17 protein-coding genes are annotated in these 18,939 nt (G+C 54.8%); 12 read left to right on the top strand and 5 right to left on the bottom strand.

What is annotated here, in order from left to right:
* Positions 1-14: 14 nt before the first annotated feature.
* Positions 15-707 carry a CoA transferase subunit A gene (locus NST23_RS23825; RefSeq protein WP_122964357.1) on the bottom strand — a complete coding sequence of 231 codons (693 nt, stop codon included), beginning with the start codon at positions 705-707 and terminating at the stop codon, positions 15-17.
* A 326-nt stretch (positions 708-1,033) separates the two neighbouring features.
* Between NST23_RS23825 and NST23_RS23820 the strand changes: the two genes are divergently transcribed.
* The 5 genes from NST23_RS23820 to NST23_RS23800 all read left to right on the top strand — a co-directional run bounded on the left by NST23_RS23820 (position 1,034) and on the right by NST23_RS23800 (position 8,046).
* Complete coding sequence (locus NST23_RS23820; protein ID WP_280648595.1) at positions 1,034-2,272, top strand: efflux RND transporter periplasmic adaptor subunit; 1,239 nt, start codon at positions 1,034-1,036, stop codon at positions 2,270-2,272.
* Positions 2,265-5,522 carry an efflux RND transporter permease subunit gene (locus tag NST23_RS23815; RefSeq protein ID WP_340964694.1) on the top strand — a complete coding sequence of 1,086 codons (3,258 nt, stop codon included), beginning with the start codon at positions 2,265-2,267 and terminating at the stop codon, positions 5,520-5,522. The genes NST23_RS23820 and NST23_RS23815 overlap by 8 nt, the downstream gene beginning before the upstream one ends.
* Before the next feature lie 296 nt (positions 5,523-5,818).
* The gene (locus NST23_RS23810) at positions 5,819-6,325 is read left to right on the top strand and encodes a VanZ family protein (RefSeq protein WP_122964360.1); all 507 of its coding nucleotides are present in this window, start codon (positions 5,819-5,821) and stop codon (positions 6,323-6,325) included.
* A 60-nt stretch (positions 6,326-6,385) separates the two neighbouring features.
* Positions 6,386-7,504 (top strand): acetate/propionate family kinase, encoded by a 1,119-nt coding sequence (locus NST23_RS23805; protein WP_122964361.1) that lies wholly within the window; start codon positions 6,386-6,388, stop codon positions 7,502-7,504.
* A gap of 128 nt (positions 7,505-7,632) precedes the next feature.
* Positions 7,633-8,046 (top strand): S1 RNA-binding domain-containing protein, encoded by a 414-nt coding sequence (locus NST23_RS23800; protein ID WP_063230894.1) that lies wholly within the window; start codon positions 7,633-7,635, stop codon positions 8,044-8,046.
* A gap of 264 nt (positions 8,047-8,310) precedes the next feature.
* On the opposite strand, the gene NST23_RS23795 is transcribed toward NST23_RS23800, so the two are convergent.
* Together NST23_RS23795 and NST23_RS23790 are read right to left on the bottom strand one after the other, a co-directional pair.
* Complete coding sequence (locus NST23_RS23795; protein WP_340964692.1) at positions 8,311-9,345, bottom strand: aliphatic sulfonate ABC transporter substrate-binding protein; 1,035 nt, start codon at positions 9,343-9,345, stop codon at positions 8,311-8,313.
* A 41-nt stretch (positions 9,346-9,386) separates the two neighbouring features.
* On the bottom strand, positions 9,387-10,730 hold the full coding sequence (locus tag NST23_RS23790; protein ID WP_287102206.1) for an LLM class flavin-dependent oxidoreductase: 1,344 nt from the start codon (positions 10,728-10,730) through the stop codon (positions 9,387-9,389).
* 391 nt (positions 10,731-11,121) lie between these two features.
* Between NST23_RS23790 and NST23_RS23785 the strand changes: the two genes are divergently transcribed.
* From NST23_RS23785 to ssuE, 5 genes are read left to right on the top strand one after another with little or no spacing between them, the layout of a single operon-like run.
* Entirely contained in the window at positions 11,122-12,300 is a 1,179-nt protein-coding gene (locus NST23_RS23785; RefSeq protein ID WP_217022201.1) for an LLM class flavin-dependent oxidoreductase, read from the top strand.
* Entirely contained in the window at positions 12,297-13,070 is a 774-nt protein-coding gene (locus tag NST23_RS23780) for an ABC transporter ATP-binding protein (RefSeq protein WP_217022202.1), read from the top strand. The genes NST23_RS23785 and NST23_RS23780 overlap by 4 nt, the downstream gene beginning before the upstream one ends.
* A gap of 15 nt (positions 13,071-13,085) precedes the next feature.
* Entirely contained in the window at positions 13,086-13,940 is an 855-nt protein-coding gene (locus NST23_RS23775; protein ID WP_122964366.1) for an ABC transporter permease, read from the top strand.
* 17 nt (positions 13,941-13,957) lie between these two features.
* Positions 13,958-14,116, top strand: coding sequence for a hypothetical protein (locus NST23_RS23770; RefSeq protein WP_173596679.1), 159 nt, complete (start codon positions 13,958-13,960; stop codon positions 14,114-14,116).
* Positions 14,101-14,673, top strand: a complete 573-nt coding sequence (gene ssuE, locus NST23_RS23765; RefSeq protein WP_173598530.1) for an NADPH-dependent FMN reductase — start codon at positions 14,101-14,103, stop codon at positions 14,671-14,673. Before NST23_RS23770 ends, ssuE begins: the two co-directional genes overlap by 16 nt.
* A gap of 155 nt (positions 14,674-14,828) precedes the next feature.
* On the opposite strand, the gene NST23_RS23760 is transcribed toward ssuE, so the two are convergent.
* On the bottom strand, positions 14,829-15,263 hold the full coding sequence (locus NST23_RS23760; RefSeq protein ID WP_122964369.1) for a rhodanese-like domain-containing protein: 435 nt from the start codon (positions 15,261-15,263) through the stop codon (positions 14,829-14,831).
* A 118-nt stretch (positions 15,264-15,381) separates the two neighbouring features.
* Between NST23_RS23760 and NST23_RS23755 the strand changes: the two genes are divergently transcribed.
* Both NST23_RS23755 and NST23_RS23750 read left to right on the top strand, forming a co-directional pair.
* Positions 15,382-16,272 (top strand): LysR family transcriptional regulator, encoded by an 891-nt coding sequence (locus NST23_RS23755; protein WP_122964370.1) that lies wholly within the window; start codon positions 15,382-15,384, stop codon positions 16,270-16,272.
* A 5-nt stretch (positions 16,273-16,277) separates the two neighbouring features.
* Positions 16,278-17,105, top strand: coding sequence for an alpha/beta hydrolase family protein (locus tag NST23_RS23750; protein ID WP_122964371.1), 828 nt, complete (start codon positions 16,278-16,280; stop codon positions 17,103-17,105).
* 10 nt (positions 17,106-17,115) lie between these two features.
* On the opposite strand, the gene NST23_RS23745 is transcribed toward NST23_RS23750, so the two are convergent.
* On the bottom strand, positions 17,116-18,939 hold the full coding sequence (locus NST23_RS23745; RefSeq protein WP_122964372.1) for a sensor histidine kinase: 1,824 nt from the start codon (positions 18,937-18,939) through the stop codon (positions 17,116-17,118).

The raw sequence follows: 18,939 nt of genomic DNA, 5'->3' as shown, positions 1-18,939 counted from the left end.
ATCCGATCGTCAGGTCAGGAGCGGACCGTGCGGCGCTCGATCCGTTTTTCAAACGAAGGAGCGAGAATCAGACGCTGGACGTACACGCTTGGCGTATGGATGTGATCCGGGTCCAGCTCGCCTGTCTCCACGATTTCTTCCACTTCGACAATCGTGATTTTTCCGGCGGCAGCCATCATCGGATTGAAGTTTTGCGCCGTTTTGCGGAAGACGAGATTCCCCATCTTGTCAGCTTTCCACGCTTTGATCAGCGCAAAATCGCCCGTAATCCCATGCTCAAGCAAATACTCCTTGCCGTTGAAGGAACGCGTTTCCCGTCCTTCGGCAATCGGGGTGCCGACGCCAGCCGGAGTGTAGAAAGCAGGGATGCCTGCGCCGCCAGCCCGGATGCGCTCTGCCAGCGTACCTTGCGGGGTCAGTTCTACTTCAAGCTCTCCCGAGAGGAATTGACGCTCAAATTCCTTGTTTTCCCCGACGTAGGAGGAAACCATTTTTTTGATTTGCTTTTCGCGCAGGAGCAGGCCGAGGCCCCAATCATCCACGCCGCAGTTGTTGGAGACGACAGTCAAATTTTTAACGGCCTTGTCGCGAAGTGCGATGATCAGATTTTCCGGAATGCCGACCAGCCCGAAGCCGCCTACCAGCAGTGTAGCTCCATCGTGAATATCAGCCACGATGTCCGCATAAGAAGAATAAATTTTTGCCATGACGATCACTCCCACCATGAAAAAATGTCGTTGACGCGAGAAAAAGAGTTTGTAAGCGCTCACAAGCAAGTGGACAGTTGCTTGAATATTTCCGCCCTTTCATCATACAGGATACGAGTTACAAACAAGTGACGAAAGTTCGGCCGATAATAAAAAAATATAAAAAATTACAGAAAAGTGATACAACTGTTTTTATTTTCTGTAAAATATATTTTGTCAATTATTTTTCTTAATGATTGCTCAGAACCGTTGATTTTTGCCGAAGGGTCAGCAGGGGCTACGCTGCCACCAGGAGGCGCATTACGCAAGGGTGCAGGAGTGAAAGTATGAAAAAATGGATTAGCCTCTCGATCGTTGTCCTGCTTTTGACAGGCTGCGAAAAGCTGGATCAAAGAACCGGAGAACTTAAACGGATGGAAGAAGAGACTGTAATCAAGGTGAAAACGGTAAGTGCTTACACAGTAGTAGAGAACCAGGAAGCGCGAATGCTGGAGACAGCAGGCGTGGTCATGCCGAAGCAGGAGCTGGGGCTTTCGTTTGGCACCTCCGGGAAAATCGCGAGCATTCTCGTCCAGAAAGGGGCGAGCGTGAAAGCGGGCCAAACTTTGGCGACCTTGGATCAATCCAGTTTGCAAGCGGGGATTCAGGCGGCAGCCGGGCAAGTAGCCAGTGCGAATATCCGGCGCAGCAAGGCACTGTCAGGCCCGGAGAGCCACGAGATTCAGACGAGAAAGCTCCAGGTGGAAAAGGCGAAGGAGCTTGCGGCGAAGGCGGAGCGGGAGTATGCGCAAGCGACTGTTCTGTTTGCAAACGGGGCGATCGCCAAAGACGAGCTGGACAGGCTGGCTCTGGCACAGAAGCAAGCCAAGCTCAGCCTGGAGGAAGAGGAGATCGCGTACAACAAACTGATGAAGGGCGCAGACCGACTGGATGTCGAAGAGGCACAGGTCGGTGTGAGCCAGGCCAACGTTCAGCTCAGCCGCGCGAAGCAAGAGGCTGCCGATGCTGTACTGAAAGCGCCTTTTTCCGGTGTCGTCGCAGCCGTCTCGCAGCTTTCGTCCGAACAAACCGGACCGGGCAGCGAGGTTATTCGCCTCGTCGATACGAGCAGTTGGATCGTCAAGCTTCAGGTAGACAGCGAGCAGATCGGCTTGTGGCAAACCGGAGCAACGGTGCAGGTCAAATCGGCAGATGGCAGCGAGGCGGAAGGGAAAGTGACTTTTGTTTCACCTGTCATGGATCAAAATGTGGGGGCTTATCCGGTTGAAGTGACCGTCGACGGAAGCGCCGCGAACTGGAAAGGCGGCATGACCGTGACTTGCCACTACCCGGTAGCCGGAAAAAATGCGCCGATCGTTCCGGTCGCAAGCATCGGCATCTCCGATGAAGAATATTACGTAATGAAAATCAAGGAAAACACAGTGGAAAAGACGCCTGTAAAAGTAGGGGCGCTGCACGGTACGTTTTATGAAGTTCTGGAGGGACTTGAGCCGGGCGACCAAATTGTAGGGGCGGGTCTTTCCTATGTGGTGGACGGCGAGGCGGTGAAGGTGGCGGATGAATAACAAAACGTTTTTAGCCATTGCGCCTGCTCTGGCCCGCTGGAAGGCCGTGCTTCTCTGTCTGCTCGCGATTGGCGCCTTGTTCAGACTGGATGTGGCGACGTTTCCCGACAGGGGATTGCCGGAGTATACGATTCACCTGACTGCGTCAGGACTGACAGCGGATCAGGTAGAGTCATCCGTAACGCGGAAGGTAGAGGAGGCGGTACGCGCGCTGGGCAGTGCTGTGCAGATTTCCTCTGATTCTCGTGCCGGATCGGGAACGATTACGGTCAAAACGACAGAAAATCTCGGCTCTGACTACAAGGACCGCCTGGAGCAGAAGGTGTCCGAGATCATGAAGACACTGCCTGTCAAGGAATACAGCATTAGCCAGGAGAAGCTCGGAGACAATTTGGTCGGGTTTTACTTGCTTCACGGCAGCGATGTTCAGACGCTCTCCGATGTGGCGCGGTATACCGTCTATGAAAAGTTGATCCAGGCGCAGGGCATTGCTCGCGTCGAGATCGACGGTCAAGCCGTCCGGGAGCAGATCGAGATCGTTTTTCGCCCGTCGATGCTGCTGGCGTACGGTTTGACTCCTGAGGATGTGCTGGGCCAGCTTCCGCAGGATGTGATTCGCGAACAAATCGGGACGGTTGGCAAGACGGCGGATCGCACAGCTTTTACCTGGACGAGTCAGACAGAAGGGCCGCAGGGGCTGGGCAAGCAACTGATTTCTACAGGCAAAGGGTATGTGCCGCTGAAAACGCTCGCTGATATTCGCGACACAAGAGGAAGCAAAGGCGAGGAGATAAGCGTTTATCAAGGTTCTCCGGCAGTCGGCATATCGGTTTACGCTTCGGAAGTGGGGCAAGTTCCTGCCATCCGGCAAGAGACTGCGAAGATGATGGCGGAGCTGAATACCGATGCAGGCGGCAAATACGAGCTGACATTGTTCGACGATCGGGCGCAACCGATCTCTGCGGCGGTTGCTCAGCTGACATTGCTTGTCGGCGTGGCGGCTGTTCTCATCGCGCTTTATCTGCTCGCTTCCTTGAAAAGGATCGGCCCTGCCGCCTTGTCGCTTTTGGCTGTATTCATGGCAAGCGGAACCGTTTTGGGGGCGATGTGGCTCTTTGGAATGAAGTTTACCTTTTCCGCGTTGGGGCCGCTGCTTGTGTTTGTGCTTGTCTACCTCGTCGCAGGCGCGACTTTCTTTTCCCGCCTGGACAGGCTTGGCGCCTATTCGCTCCCGGGAAGCCTGAAAACAGCCTGGACGGTCGTGAAGCCGCTGCTGCTCGCGCTCGTGGTGATGGCAGCGGCCTGGTTCACCATCGTCATGACAGACATGCTCAAAGCGGAGGATAAAGCCGTCCTGTTTGACGCCTGGCCTGTCATCGTTCTCGGCGCAGCGAGCTTTGCCCTGGTGTATGGCTGGATCATCCCGGTACTGACAGCGACATGGCTGGCGGAACCGGAGCCAGCTGACGCAGGAGAGAGCATCCCTCGAACGCCGGGAAAAGTGACGCGTGCTCTGACGGTCCGTTGGGAGAAAATGGTGCAGCAAGGCTACTTGCCGTTTGGACTCACACTCGTCGCATCGGTTGTTTTTGTTTTGCTTTTGCAATCGTTTGTGCTAGTCGATCCTTTTGCCCAAGTAGCGCCAAAAGAGAAGACACTGTCGCTGCCGATGGTTCAGGAAAGCAACATCGACGATGCCATCAAAGCGGCGAAAAGTGCGGAGGAACGGCTGCGCCAACTGCCGGAAGTAGCTGATCTGTATACGGATGCCTCCCGCGAGCGCTTGACCATGCATGTCAAGCTGACAGACAAATCCAAGTGGACTCGCTCCGTATACGATCTGGAAAAGGAGCTGGACAAGCAGCTCCGCGACATTCCGCAGACAGACCCGTTCGCGCTCGTCGTCAACAGCGAGCAAAAGACGCGCCTGGAGTTCACGGTCAAGGGACCTTCCATGGAGACGACGCAGCATATTGCCAAGGAAATTCTCGTTTACTTGCAAAAAATGAGCTGGCGGGACAGAGACAATCGGGAAATCGTCACAGATGAGCGGATCGGTCCGGCGCAAAATACCGCGTTTATCGATATTCGCCCGAAACCGGACATGCTGGCGCGCTATCGTGTGAGTGAGGAAGAAATCAAACGCCAGCTGCAAAGCTATCTCGGGGAAAAACAGGCGGGCAGCATTTTCGTCAACGACCGCAATATTTCAGTCGTTGCCCGCTTTCCCGACAAGTGGATGGACCATTCCGAACAAGTCAGACATATTTTGATTCGCACGCAGCAAGGGGCGGTTCGCCTGTCTGATCTGGTCGACTGGTCGAGCGGGGAGCAGCCGCAGGTTTATCAGCGGGAGGATGGCATGTACGTGTTCAAGGTCAGCAGCGCCATCGCAGATGCAAGATGGATTGACAGCATGGCGTACAATCTGCCGCTGGCCATGCAAGAAAAAATCACGGTTCCAAAAGGCTACACCATACTGAACGAGGATGAGCTGAAGAAACTGCGTGAAGAGCAGTCCGATGACAAAGACTGGAGCGGACGTCTGATCGTCATGCTCGCCATGGTCGCGCTTGTGCTCTTGACCAGCCTTCTGGTGCAACGACGGGCGCGGGATGGCTGGTTTGCTCTCCTCTTGCTGCCTGTGTTGTCGGGCGGCGTCACGCTGGGACTGCTTTTGCTGGATCATCCGATGAATTTGATGGGCTTTTACGGAGTGGCTGCGGCTTGCGCTGTGCTTCTCTCGCTGGCCTTGGTTCAGCTCGATGACATGTTTGCAGCAAGCAGCGAGCAGTCGAGTATTTGGAACGGAGTGCGCAGCGGCATGCAGCGCTCGTGGGCCACTTCCGCAGCGATAGCGATCGCCATCGTGCTGGCAAGCTTGCCGATTGCCGCAGGCTCGCTCGCGGATGGGCAAACATTCGTATCGTTCGCCAGTGCCTTGTTGTTCGGGACATTGTTCGCGCTGTTTGCCACTCTTGTGCTTGTGCCTGGCATGCAGCATGCGGCTGAATGGCGAGAGGCTGCCCAGTCGGATGTGTCGATTCCCGTCCTGGTGCGCCGCATTCGGGACTGGCAGGAAAATGAGCGGATTCGCCGCAGTGACGCACGAGCGCGGAAAAAGAGACAGCAGCAACTGGCGCAAGAAATGCGCAAGGAAGCGCAGGATGGTTCCGCAAACAAGAAAAAAGAGTTGGCAAAAGAGGACTTCTTGCCGTTGCCAACGGGAACAGACGACGTCAAGCCGTAACGGCTGGCGTCTTTTTTTTGCTGTGAAAACAGCTCAGCGGCATTCGTAAAGCAGCTGCGTCTGCTTGCGGTCAACGCTTTTGCTCCTGAAAAGAGGGAAAGCAGCCGCGTCTGCTTGCGGTCAACGCTTTTGCTACCGAAGAGAGGGAAAGCCGCCGCGACCGCCTGCGCCCACCACTTTTGCTCCCGAAAAGAGGAAAAACCGCCGCGACGGTTTTGTTCACAGGCTCGGCAAGGACTTTTCGGGAAATCTCGGGTAAGATGAGAGGAGAACCGAGTGTAGGAGGGAACCCTGGCTTGCGCCGATTGAAAAAGCTTTTGGATTATCTGCTGTTGGCTGCGATTTTGGTGGGACTGTTCCTGTCGTCCTCCCAGCCATACTACAAACAAGATTTGCGGGGTACGATATCCAAGGTAGTCGATGAACAAAGCTGGAATGAGCGGATGGAAGGGGTATCCGTTCCGTATGCCGGCAAGGAAATCAGCGTCGAGAACAAGGGAGCGGCGGGCTTTATCGAGTTTTTTATTCGCAAGGGAACGCATTTTACCGTGTTCGCGCTGTTGGCTTTCAGCTTCTATCGCGTTTTTTCCCACCGTCTTTCGTTTGCGGTCGCCCTGCCATGGAGCGCCTTTTGCAGCCTGCTTGTGGCTGTTCTGGACGAGTGGCATCAGACTTTTACCCCGGATCGGACAGGTATGGTGAATGACGTCTTGCTGGATTTAGCCGGATCTGTCACGATGTTGTTGATAATTCTTCTCAATTACATGTATTCACGAAGAACATATCATTATAAAATGAAGTGAGCGGCAGCCATCCTGACCGGGGCAGCTGCTTATTGAACGATTAGGGAGTGGATGAGATTCGTGTCAGACAAAAAGAACGTGCTCGTACTGAACTGCGGCAGCTCCTCGGTTAAGTACAAGCTTTACTCCATGCCGGGCAAAGAACTGATTGCCCAGGATTACTTGCAGCAAATCCAACGCGACGAATACGAGGATGCGATTCGCAGCGTGTTTGAAACATTAAAGCAACATCAAATTGATATTATCTCCCACCGGGTCGTGCACGGCGGAGAAGCATTTAAACAGTCTGTCGTCGTGGACGATCGCGTGAAAGCGGAGATTCGCAGCCTGTCCCGCTTTGCACCGTTGCACAATCCGATCAACCTGCTCGGGATCGAAGTCGCCCAAAGCATCTATCCCGACGTGAAACACGTAGCTGTTTTCGATACAGCGTTCCACCAGACCATGCCTCCATCCTCCTATCTATACGCGCTGCCATACGAGTATTACGAGCATTACGGAATCCGCAAGTACGGCTTCCACGGCACGTCTCACCGCTATGTCATGAGCCGCGCCGAAGAGATGTTGAACCGTCCGAAAGAACAGCTGCGACTGATCAGTTGCCACATCGGCAGCGGGGTCAGCATTACCGCGATTCGCTACGGAGAATCGTTTGATACGTCGATGGGAATGACGCCTTTGGCGGGACTGTCCATGGGAACCCGCAGCGGCAACATCGATCCCGGGATCATTCCGTATATTGAAGAAATCGAAAAAACGGATACAGCCGGGGCGATTACGATTTTGAACAACAAGAGCGGACTGATGGGCGTATCGGGCGTGTCCAACGATTTGCGCGACGTTATGGAAAAGGCAGAAGCGGGACATTATCGCAGCCAGCTTGCCCTGGAATTGTTCACAACGATTTTGCATAAACATATTGGGCTGTATTTGGCGCGACTGAATGGCGTAGACGGGATTATTTTTACAGCAGGTGTTGGAGAAAATAGTTCTACCGTACGCGAAATGGTTTGCACCGGACTGGAATTTGCCGGGGTCAATCTGGATCGCGAAGCCAATCGCAGCAGCAAAGGTGAAGCATTTATCAGTACGGAATATTCTCCGGTCAAAGTCATGGTAATTCCTACCAACGAAGAGCTTGTAATGGCTACAGACGCGTACCAGCTGTCTTTTCACTAGCATGAAGTGCGTCATCTAGAAAGAATAGGCTTTTCAGTATTGGAATTTCTCTGCTATACTAGGAGAATGAGGCTTCTGGTTTGAGGTTCTCACCATTTTTCTGAAATAATAAAAGGAGTGCAAACTGGATGGCAGTACAAGTGGGAAGCATCATCGAAGGAAAAGTGACAGCGATTAAACCGTTTGGGATGTTCGTAGCAGTCAGCGAAACCGAGCAGGGGCTGGTCCACATTTCCCAAGTAGCAAACGGTTTTGTAAAAGATATCAATGATCACTTTACCGTGGGGGCACAAGTAAAGGTAAAAGTTCTCTCCATTGATGATGCAGGTAAAATCTCGCTTTCGGTTCGCGCCGCACTCCCAGCGCCTGAGCGTCCGGAGCGTGAAGAGCGCCGTGGTGGTGGATATCGTGGAGGCGATCGCGGAGGAAATGCAAAACGCGACAACGCAGCTTCCTTCGAGGACAAATTGAAAAAATGGTTGAAGCACAGCGAAGAGAACCTTGCGACTATCAACAAAAAGAACGCAAAACGTGGCTACTAAGCCTTGTGATAACAGAAAAAGGACGGGACATCCCGTCCTTTTTTTTACGAGGTTGACACTAGAGCAAAAAGACAGGGAGCTTCCCTGTCTTTTTTGCGCATTTTTGAACGAACAAATTGCGAGAGATTCATCTTATGCGCATCACCACGCTCGATGACGAAGTGCCTCCGTCTCATCTCCCTTCCCGCTGAAAATCCCTAAAGTCATTTTGCATCGTAACGTGTTTGGAACTCCAATCTCGCCTAGCATTGCACGGCAGCAGGGTTAGTTCCCGACTTCCTTCAACGCCTGCTCGACGAATTTGCTCTCCAATACTTGGGAAGTGTCGAGCTTCTTTTTGATCGCGCCCACGGAGAAGAGAAAATCGGCCTGCTCCTGATGCGCTTTGGCAAATTCCGGCGTGATCGGGGAGAGGATGGGACTTGAATTTTGCAAAACCTTGCTGATGATCTCCCGCTCCAGCTTCTTGGTTTTGACAAATTCGTCCGTTACTTCGTCGAGGTGGCTGACGTAGTAGCGGCGCACTTCTTCGTACGTTTTGAGAAACAGGACCGTCAGCTCGGGGTGGTCTGCGGTAAAGCCAGTGCGCGCGATCAAAAATCCGGGAGCGAAAATGTTCAGATCGTCGCCTGTCACGAGCGTCTTGGCCTGCGTCTGCACGACAGCGGTCGTCACGTAAGGCTCCCAAGTCGACCACGCATCGATAGCTCCGGTGTCAAGGGCGGGTCGCGCTTCATCCGGCTGAAGGTGAATGATTTCCACGTCCTTGTCGTTCAGCCCGGCCCGATTCAGCACCATGTACAGGAAGTTGTAGGCGCTGCTGCCTTTGGCGACGGCGATCTTCTTGCCCTTGAGCTGTTTAATGTCGGCGATCGGGCTGCCTTTCGGAATGACGATCGCGTTGTTGCGCTTGCCGTCGCTCGTTACGGCGATCGCTTTGAAATCGACACCTCCGGTTTGTGCAGAGACGACCGGAGTGCCGCCTGTCGCGCCGAAGTCGAGCCGCCCGGAGGCAATCGCTTCGAAATGGGGAGGACCGCTGGCAAATTCATGCCACTTCACTTCGGCTCCGGCTTGGGCAAAAGCTTTTTCAAAAATGCCCTTGTCCCTGGCGTAGGAGAAAATCCCGGTGCTGCCTTGAATGCCGATGTTTACGACGACTTTTTCTTTTGCCTCTGCACTGGCGGCAACGGTCTGCTGCTGCTCGGGTGCTGCTGCTTTGCCGCAAGCGCTCAGCAACAGCAGGGAGAAGGCGACGATCAGACGAAGCCAGCCGATTGTTTTCGGGGAAGACTGCATATGTTTGTTCATCCTTTCTTTTCTGTGGGTCTATGGGTGTCCTAATGGACTTGTGGCGCACTGGCAAACTGGTTGGCTGGAACATCCAGCCCGTAATGCTCGCGCAAGGTGTGCCCGGTGTACTCTGTGCGGAACAGCCCCCTTTGTTGCAGCTTCGGCACGACCTGGTCGATGAAGTCCTCCAGCCCTCCGTTCGTCAACTGCGGCATGATGTTGAAGCCGTCTGCCGCGCCTTGGGTAAACCACGCCTCCAACTCGTCCGCCACTTGCTCGGCAGTGCCTGCGATTGTCCGATGGCCGCGACCTCCGGCGAGACGAAGCAGCAGTTGGCGAAGCGTCAAGCTTTCCCGCTCGGCCAAATCGCGGATCAGCTGGGCGCGGCTCTGATGCCCGGCGATTTGTTCCGTTGCGGGAAGCTCGGGCAGCGGGCCGTCCAATGGGTAGGAGGACAGATCGTAGCCGATGCGATTGGATAGTTGCAGCAGGCTGTAGGCGGGATGCGTCAACTCGTGCAACTGCGCCTCTTTTTCTTTTGCCTCTGCCTCGCTCTCGCCGATGATCGGGCAAATGCCAGGCAGGATGACGACTTGTTCAGGGGAGCGTCCGTAGCGGGCGACGCGCGATTTGACGTCGGCGTAAAACGCCTGGGCGTCCGCCAGCGATTGCTGTGCGGTGAAAATGGCTTCGGCATACCGGGCGGCGAAGTCTTTTCCGTCCTCGGAAGATCCGGCCTGGACGAGCAGTGGCCGTCCCTGGGGAGAGCGCGGCAAGTTCAGCGGGCCGCGCACGGCAAAATGCTTGCCTTTGTGGTTGAACTCGTGCACCTTGCTGTTGTCTGCGTAAATGCCCGAGGCTTTGTCCTGGATTAGCGCGTCTGTCTCCCAGCTGTCCCACAGCTTGAGAGTGACATCGAGAAATTCTGCCGCCCGTTCGTAGCGAAGGTGATGCTCGGGGATTCGCTCGCAGTTGAAATTTTGCGCCTCGCCATCTGTTCCGGACGTGATGATGTTCCAGCCCGCCCGGCCTTTGCTGAGATGGTCGAGGGAAGCAAAGCGGCGGGCGAGGTTGAACGGTTCGTTGAAGCTCGTGGAGACCGTAGCGATCAACCCGATCCGGCTGGTCACAACGGCGAGAGCGGACAGGAGGGTGAGCGGTTCCAGTCCGCTGATCGCCCCGTACTTGACAGCTTTGCGCGATGTGGCGTAGCGGTCGGCCAAAAAGAGGGAATCCAGCTTGGCTTGCTCCGCTTTTTGCGCCAGCCGCTGAAAGTGGGAAAAGTCGATGATGTCCTCCACGCGGGAGGAAGGATGGCGCCATGCCGCCTCATGATGACCCAAGCTCGACAAAAACAAGTTCAGGTGGAGCGTGCGTTTTTGGTTGCCCATGTGTATCACCTCATAAAAAAATTGGGAGTGCAGGACGCACAAAAGGCCTCGTCCCAAACAGCAATCGTTCGCTGTTGGAAGGAGACCTCCAGTGGTCTGGTCGGTAAAAGGATAATTCCGAGTTGCAAAGTATGAAATGGATGATAGCAACAAATGGGAGAAGAGTCAATCCCAATATGCAATATAGTAAGAATAGCCGGAATAGCGGAGCAAATTTTTTGTTGACCCTATTGACAGCCGCTGGAAGCCGATGATACGATTGCGCACAATACCGACTAATCAAGTGTGAATTATTGAGTTTTGCCAACCAGAAAACTGGAGGCACAGTTGCGGAGATGACCGCGACTGTGCCTTCTTTTTCATTCCAAATCAATTCAAAGGAGTGGAGCAGATGGGGAAATCAAAGCAACAAGTCGAATTTGGCTGGTTTATTCCAACGACGGGAGACGGCAAGTATATCGGCGTCGAGCCGGAGCGCGAGTCGACTGCTGACTACATGGTTCAGGTGGCGCAAACAGCCGAGCGGGCAGGCTTTACTTTTGCCTTGATTCCGACTGGCGGAGCTTGCATCGATTCCTGGATCGTCGGGGCTACGATCGCTGCCAATACACAGGTGCTCAAGCCGCTGGTCGCCATGCGTCCCGGGCTGATCGCCCCTGTGTTGGCTGCGCGGATGGCTGCTTCGCTCGATCAGGTGTCGGGCGGCAGGGCACTGATTAATGTCGTGACAGGCGGCAGCCCGCAAGATTTGCTCGCCACGGGTGACCCGCTCGCCCACGATCACGACGGCCGCTATGAGCGCACGCGGGAGTTTCTGGAGATTATCAAAAGCGTCTGGACAAATTCGCACGCCCAGCCGGAGCGGTTTTTGGCGAGCAACCAGACCGCTCAGCAGGGAGCGCAGCCGCTTCACTATTCCGGCCGCTTTTATGAGATCAAGGGAGGGGCGAGCTTGCCTGCTCCCGTGCAGCAGCCGCACCCGCCGCTCTACTACGGGGGAAGCTCGCCCACAGGCAAACGGGTTGCGGTTCAGACAGCCGATGTCTACTTGATGTGGGCGGAACCGCTGGAGTGGATTCGCCAGCAGATTGACGAGGTGGAGGAGCTGAAGCGAGAGCTTGGCCGCGACCGCGAGCTGCGCTACGGACTTCGCGCCCAGGTGCTGGTGCGCAAGACGGAGGAAGAGGCGTGGAAAGAAGCGTGGGAAATCATCAGCAAGGTAGATCCGCAGGCGCTCCAGCAGTCCGGCCAGCGGTTCAGCCACACGGATGCCATCGGTCAAAAACGGCAAAACGAGCTGCGGGAAGGCTCCAAAAAAGACAACTACGTGATTGGTCCCAATCTGTGGTCTGGCCTGTCGACCGTGCGCGGCGGCGGTGCCGTCCTGCTGGTAGGTACCCCTGAGCAAGTGTCCGACCGCATTTTGGAATACATCGATCTGGGCATCTCGTCTTTTATTTTGTCCGGGTACCCCCATCTGGAGGAAGCGGCGATCACTGGCGAGCTGTTGCTGCCTGTCGTCAAACAGAAGCTGGAGCAACGACAGCAGGCAAAAGGAGTCGGCGTATGACCGCGCTGCTGGAGATCACCCGACTCGACAAGACATTTGCGACGTCCAAAGGAGCGACGCAGGCGCTCCGCGACATCCGGCTGACTGTAAAGGAAGGCGAGTTCCTCACCGTCATCGGGCCGAGCGGCTGCGGGAAGAGCACACTGCTGAAAATCGTCGCGGGACTGGACACGGAATACGCCGGGAGCGTCCAGCTTGCCGGACAGCCAGTGAGCGGTCCCGGTATCGACAAAGGCTTCATTTTTCAGGAGCCGCGGCTTTTTCCCTGGCTGACAGTGGAAAAAAACATCGCCGCCAACCTGTCGCTCAAAAATCCGGCGATTCGCGAGCGCGTAGATGAGCTGATCCAGCTCGTCCGGCTCGGAGGATTTGCCAAGTCGTATCCGCGCGAGCTGTCTGGCGGCATGGCGCAGCGGGTGGCGATCGCCCGTGCGCTCTTGCGCAATCCCCGGGTGCTTTTGCTGGACGAACCGTTCGGAGCGCTGGATGCCTTTACCCGCTCACATATGCAGGAAGTCCTGCTCGACATTTGGCAGGAAAACAAGACGACGATGATCTTCGTGACACACGATATCGACGAAGCGATCTACTTGGCCAACCGGGTCGTGATCATGAACGCACACCCGGGCTCCATCAAGCGCATCGTTCCTGTCGATCTGCCTTTTCCCCGGAAAAAGGCAAACCGTTCCTTTCAGGAGCTGCGCCATCTCGTCTTGAACGAGTTCGAAAAGGTAGACGAACTGGAATTGGTCGATAGCTCAGGGATTTGACGGAGGTGAAAGAAAATGAGCAATCAAGCAGAGGGAATCTCGGTCGCCGCGACTGCTTCGGCCAAACCCGTCCTGCCGACGAAAGCAAAAGCCAGGGCGGGCAACAGCACCAAACTGGCGATCTGGTTAAAAGGCTTGATCCTGCCCGTCGTTGTCCTGATCGTCTGGCAGACGGCAGGCGAATTGGGAATGGTGTCGGCGACTATGCTGCCGACGCCGCTGCAAATTTTGACTGCGGCGGGCGAGCTTTTGGCGAGCGGGGAGCTGCTTGGACATTTGCAAATCAGCATCATGCGGGCGGCGACAGGCTTTTTGCTCGGCGGAGCGATCGGACTGCTGGCAGGACTGGCGGTAGGCTTTTCCAATCGGGTGGAGCATTCGCTCGATCCATCGGTGCAAATGCTCAGGACGATTCCGCATCTGGCGGTGATTCCGCTGTTTATTTTGTGGTTTGGCTTCGGCGAGCTGTCCAAGGTGCTGTTGATTGCCAAAGGAGCATTTTTTCCGCTCTACGTAAATACATTTCTCGGGATACGCAGTGTTGACGCCAAGCTGTTTGACGTCGCCCGAGTGTTGCAGTTCAGCCGCTGGAAGCAAATTACCAAGCTGATTATCCCGGCGGCGCTGCCGAATATTTTGCTCGGTGTCCGGCTGTCTCTGGGTGCTGCCTGGCTGGGACTGGTCGTGGCAGAATTGATGGGTTCGAGCGAAGGGGTCGGCTACTTGATTATGGATGCGCGCCAATTTTCGCAAACGTCCATTGTGTTTGTAGGAATCGTGATCTTTGCGCTGGTCGGCAAGGCGACGGATTCGCTGGTGCGCTACCTGGAGAAAAAATGGCTCAAATGGCGGGAGCATTACAGCGGGTAAAAAGCCGCAGGGCTGGCATGGATTCAGCGCAACAAGAACGGATCGGGGAAAAGGAAGCGGGCCAAACGCCCGATGCGGCACAGGAACTGAGGGAATCGACAAACTTGCGCGGCAGGCAGGGACATTGCTGCTTGCCAAATAAAAAAGGAGAGATCAAGCTATGGCAAAACTCGTGATTGTATCAGGAAGTCCCTATGCAGGCTCCAGACTGGACACCGTCCTGACCTACATAGATCGATTGTTGCTGGAAGCTGGACACGAAACAGACTGGGTTCATGTGCGCGACTTGCCTGCGGACGATTTGCTGCACGTTCGTTTTGACAGTCCTGCTATCGTACAGGCCAACGAGCGGATCGCCGAGGCAGATGCGCTCGTCATCGCGACCCCGATTTACAAAGCGGCGTATTCCGGTGTGCTGAAAGTGTATTTGGACCTGCTGCCGCAAAAAGCTTTGGAGAACAAGGTGATTTTGCCCGTGGCAATCGGCGGGACGATCGCCCATCTGCTGGCGATCGATTACGCTCTCAAGCCAGTCTTGTCCGCACTGGGCGCAAGACATTTGCTGGCGGGTGCCTTTATCCTCGATTCGCTGGTGAAAAAAGGCGAGGACGGGGCAAACTCGTTGGAGGAAGAAGCGGCGCAGCGGCTGCAAGATTCTGTGGAGCAGCTCGTGCAGGAGCTTTCCTGGCAAGCGGAGCGCAGCAAAGTCCCCAACGTCGCCAACGTCAACTAAAACCAAAACCAAAGCCTAAACAAAGCAAGGAGCCCTTCGTGCAGGAGGGCTCTTTTGCGCTGTCACTTGTCCGCTTCCACGCTTTGCACCTGTAGCTCTTAGACAAGGTGACAAAGGTAACGATTCTCGGCGTGTGATGCAAAATGCTTGCTCGCCTATTCACTAAAAAGCGGACGGGGAGGATTTTTTTCCTGCAAAATGCTTCCTTCTATCCGATTCCCTTCACGCTGCCAATATTCCATCCCGCCGAGCATCTCCTTGACGGAAAAGCCAAGCTCCGCAAGCTTGGCGCACGCTTTTGCCGCACCGTTGCACGCAGGGCTCCAGCAGTAGACGACCAACAGCTTGGAGCGATCCAAAAACGCAGTGGTTTCCCCGCTGATAAGCGCGTGAGGCAACGAGATGGCGCCAGGTACGTGGCACTCCTGGTACGCTTTTTCGCTGCGGGCATCGACGATGATATAATTCGCCACGCCGTTTTGCAGGTCATTCCAGACATCTGATACGTCTGTTTCCAAAGAGAGCTTGGCGAGAAAATGGCGATGGGCTTGCGCCGGGGGCGCGGCCGGAATTTGCAATACGACAGACACGTTCATTCCTCCTTGATTCGGGATGACTTCAGCTTAGCATTGATCGAATCATCACAGTTATCTATACTATTTGATAATAAACATCAGTGATTTCTATGATTGAACAGGAGGTGTGCCGATGGAGCTGGTGTATTTGCATACGTTTCGCGAGGTAGCCAGATGGGGCAGCTTTACGAGGGCGGCGGAGGAGCTTGGCTATGCGCAGCCGACAGTGACTGCCCAGATGCAAAAGCTGGAACAATCCTATGGAGTGCCGCTGTTTGAGCGCTACGGACGCAGGCTGCGCATGACTCAGGCGGGAGAAGCACTGTTGCCGTATGCGAGGGAAATGATCCGGCTATATGGGGAATCTAAAGACATCGTGAACCGTCAGGCGAGCGGCCCGCTTGCGATTGGCACGATTGATACGCTTGCTGCTTTCTTTTTGCCCCCGTACTTGCAAAGCTTCCGTGAGCAATATCCGGCGGTCGATCTCGTGCTGCGGACGGCGAGTGAAGAGGTGATTTTGCAGCAGCTTCGCGATGGTTACCTGGACATCGGGATCATTTTCGATCGCCGCTGTACAGACAAGGAGCTGGTGGCAGAGGTCGTTCGTCAGGAGGAGCTGGTGATCGTCATGCCTCCCGAACATCGGCTTGCGAGCTTGCCTGTGCTGACAGCCCGCGATTTGGCGAGCGAATCGCTTATCCTCACCGAAGAAGGCTGCACGTACAGAGGGATGCTTACGGAGGTGCTTGGCGAGCAAGGAATAACGCCGCGAATCGCCTGCCAGTTCAGCAACCCGGAAGCGATCAAGCAGTGCGTGCGCTGCGGTCTGGGGGTGGCGCTTTTGCCGTCCATGGCTGTGAAAAGAGAACAGGCGGAAGGCTTGCTGGCTGGCGTGCCTTTTCGCAGCGACAAGCCTTCGTTTTTCATTCAGGTGGTGCATCATAAAAAGAAATGGCTGTCGCCGTCCATGCAGTTCCTTGTGGAAAAGCTGGCGCCGGGGCAGCAGAGAGAGGAATCGTGAGCAGGATGCAGGTTGATTTTGCCCCCTTTGTCGCTTTTGCGCCGGAAGAGAGCGTCGTCTCAGGGGTCGCGCTCTATACGGTCAGCTATTATAGCGACGATCTGCTGGTCAAAGCGCTTTTGGCGGTGCCGGAGCATTTTCTGGCGGAAGAGACAAGGCTTCCCGCGCTGCTTTATTGCCGCGGCGGGATCAAAGGAATCGGACGGGTCAGACCGGAGCGGATCAGCCAGATGGCTGCCTTTGGCTATGTCGTTCTCGCCCCGCACTATCGGGGGAATGAAGGCTGTGCGGGACGGGACGAATTTGGCGGGGCAGATCGGCAGGACGTCTTTTCAGCCTACGAGCTGCTGCGCAAGCTGAACATCGTCGATTCCCGGCGGATCAGCGCGTACGGCTTTTCCCGCGGCGGGGTCATGGCTTTGTTTGCGGCGATGGAATGCAAGGGCTTGCTGTCTGCTGTCGTTTGGAGCGGGGTCAGCGACATGTTTTTGACGTACGAAGAGCGGGTGGACATGCGCAGAATGTTGCGCAGACTGATTGGCCATCCCGCCAAGCAGGAAGCAGCGTACCGCGATCGCACCCCGCTGTATCGCGCAGGCGAGATCGCTTGTCCGGTGTTGATCATCCACGGCACAGAAGATGAAAATGTGAGCGTCGAGCATGCCCACAGGCTGGCAGCCGAGTTGCAAAAGGCTGGCGTCTGGCACGAAAAATGGCTGGCGGAAGGGGCCAGCCATCTGTTCGTCGGAGAAGAAATCGAAAAGTATACACGAAACATGTTCGCCTGGCTGGACGAGCGCGGTCAGGAGCGGATCGCGCCAGCTAACGCGTAAACAGCGTAACTCAGTCCACTTTTGGGTCGAGGGGCAGCGTGATGATGATTTCTGTTCCTTGCCCCAGCTTGCTTTTTACTTGCAGGTCGCCGCCGTGGTTTTCCACCATGCGGCGCGAGATCGGCAAGCCAAGTCCGGTGCCGTCTTCTTTCAGCGAGAAGAACGGATCAAAAATCCGCACGAGAAACTCCGCCGGAATCCCTTCACCCGTATCTTTCACATGAATATGCACGGCTTTATCGTCCAGGTGGCTTTCGATCAAAAGAATGCCGCCTTCTTTCATGGCCTCAATACTGTTTTTCATCAGATTCAGCAAAATTTGTTTCAGCTGCTCCACATCGACGTGCAGGCGAATATTGGGCGCACAGCGGTCGACAATCTGGATGCCGTGCAGCATGGCTTCGGCATTCATCAGCGGCAGAATCGAGTGGACGACACCTGCGAGATTCACTTCGCGATAGTCCGGCTTGGACGGCTTGGACAGCATCAACAACTCCGTCACAATCCGGTTGACCCGCTCAATTTCCTGCAAGATCAGCGGCAGGTAGTAGCGATCCCGCTCCTGATCGGACAAGCGCTGTTCGAGCAATTGAATGAAGCCGTAAATAACGGTGAGCGGGTTGCGGATTTCGTGCGCTGCTCCGGCTGCAAGCTGCCCGACCATCGCCAGTTTTTCCGATTGGTTCAAGTATTCTTGAAGTTGTTCTTGCTCCGTAATATCGAGAAAAGCGACCATCCAGCCCGAGTCTTGATCGTGCTTTTGGTTGTGCAGCGGCACATACGAGACGAGAGCGGTAAACGGCGAGTCATCCTGCTTGTACAGCGTCATTTTGCGATTGACGAACCAGGGGGCATCCTCGCTGTCTGTTGACGCCGTGAACGAAGCGGCTTTGGACATCGGATACCCGGCCTCGTCGACTTTGACCAGATGCTGTGCCAGTTTGTTGACGTGGATGCTCGCCCCGGCGTGCGGCTGTGTGATGATCCCGACAGGAAGCGAGTTGAGAATTTGCTCGCGAATATTTTTTTCTTCCGTCAAAATTTGACGCTGCATGGCGTCCTGGGCGAACAAATTGGCGATATTGCTCGACATTTTGTTGAACTCCTGGGCCAACTCGCTAAATTCGTCATGATGGGTATAAATAATTTGCTGGCCAAACGTCCCTTTGGACACCTCGCGTACTTGCTTCATGAGCGACTCGATCGGACGAAGCAGCTCGTTGCGGAAGTAAAAGGTGCAGAAAAACCCGAACAAAATCGCGGCTACGGAGACCGTGTAAGTAAGAATCAGCGATACGCGAATACTTTCGTTTGTATGCTGAAACTCTTTGTTTGTCTTGTACTCCAGTTGATTGAGCGAGAACGACAATTCACGTTCCAGCTGGTTGATCAACGGCTGGACTTCCTGGCTGAGCACGTAGCTGACAGCGGGCACATTGTTTGCCTTGAGCAGCGGATTGATTTTGTTCAAAAACAGAAAATCCAGCTTGGAAATCGATTCAATGATGGAGAACAAGCCGCTGTTTTCCTCTGTTTTCGTCAGCGAGGCGAAACGGGATGTGTCGATCAAATTGGTGTAATACTGGTCGAGATAAGACTCGTCGCGGGTCAAAGTGTACATGTTCAGGGCGAATGTCTTGGTGTATATCTGGTTTTTGACCTCTAAAAGAGCGCTCGTTTGCGGCAAAACGTTTTGAGTCAGGTGCACTTCGTCGGAAGTAACCTTTGTCATATGGTAACTGAACAGGGTAGTGACGCAGCCGATCAGCAGCATCATGACGAGATAGCTGAGCATCATTTTTTTCTGAAATCCAAGATTGCTGAACAGGGACAT

This window comes from Brevibacillus sp. FSL K6-0770 (assembly GCF_038000275.1).
Classification (GTDB): domain Bacteria; phylum Bacillota; class Bacilli; order Brevibacillales; family Brevibacillaceae; genus Brevibacillus; species Brevibacillus parabrevis.
Note: the sequence above shows the minus strand (reverse complement) of the source record. Positions and strands in the feature narration are given on the sequence as shown.

Bases quoted from the DNA above. Each gene is read 5' to 3' on its own strand.
- NST23_RS23825 (WP_122964357.1), bottom strand. From the start codon at position 707: ATGGCAAAAATTTATTCTTCTTATGCGGACATCGTGGCTGATATTCAC.
- NST23_RS23820 (WP_280648595.1), top strand. From the start codon at position 1,034: ATGAAAAAATGGATTAGCCTCTCGATCGTTGTCCTGCTTTTGACAGGC.
- NST23_RS23815 (WP_340964694.1), top strand. From the start codon at position 2,265: ATGAATAACAAAACGTTTTTAGCCATTGCGCCTGCTCTGGCCCGCTGG.
- NST23_RS23800 (WP_063230894.1), top strand. From the start codon at position 7,633: ATGGCAGTACAAGTGGGAAGCATCATCGAAGGAAAAGTGACAGCGATT.
- NST23_RS23795 (WP_340964692.1), bottom strand. From the start codon at position 9,345: ATGCAGTCTTCCCCGAAAACAATCGGCTGGCTTCGTCTGATCGTCGCC.
- NST23_RS23790 (WP_287102206.1), bottom strand. From the start codon at position 10,730: ATGGGCAACCAAAAACGCACGCTCCACCTGAACTTGTTTTTGTCGAGC.
- NST23_RS23785 (WP_217022201.1), top strand. From the start codon at position 11,122: ATGGGGAAATCAAAGCAACAAGTCGAATTTGGCTGGTTTATTCCAACG.
- NST23_RS23780 (WP_217022202.1), top strand. From the start codon at position 12,297: ATGACCGCGCTGCTGGAGATCACCCGACTCGACAAGACATTTGCGACG.
- NST23_RS23775 (WP_122964366.1), top strand. From the start codon at position 13,086: ATGAGCAATCAAGCAGAGGGAATCTCGGTCGCCGCGACTGCTTCGGCC.
- NST23_RS23770 (WP_173596679.1), top strand. From the start codon at position 13,958: ATGGATTCAGCGCAACAAGAACGGATCGGGGAAAAGGAAGCGGGCCAA.
- ssuE (WP_173598530.1), top strand. From the start codon at position 14,101: ATGGCAAAACTCGTGATTGTATCAGGAAGTCCCTATGCAGGCTCCAGA.
- NST23_RS23755 (WP_122964370.1), top strand. From the start codon at position 15,382: ATGGAGCTGGTGTATTTGCATACGTTTCGCGAGGTAGCCAGATGGGGC.
- NST23_RS23750 (WP_122964371.1), top strand. From the start codon at position 16,278: ATGCAGGTTGATTTTGCCCCCTTTGTCGCTTTTGCGCCGGAAGAGAGC.
- NST23_RS23745 (WP_122964372.1), bottom strand. From the start codon at position 18,939: ATGTCCCTGTTCAGCAATCTTGGATTTCAGAAAAAAATGATGCTCAGC.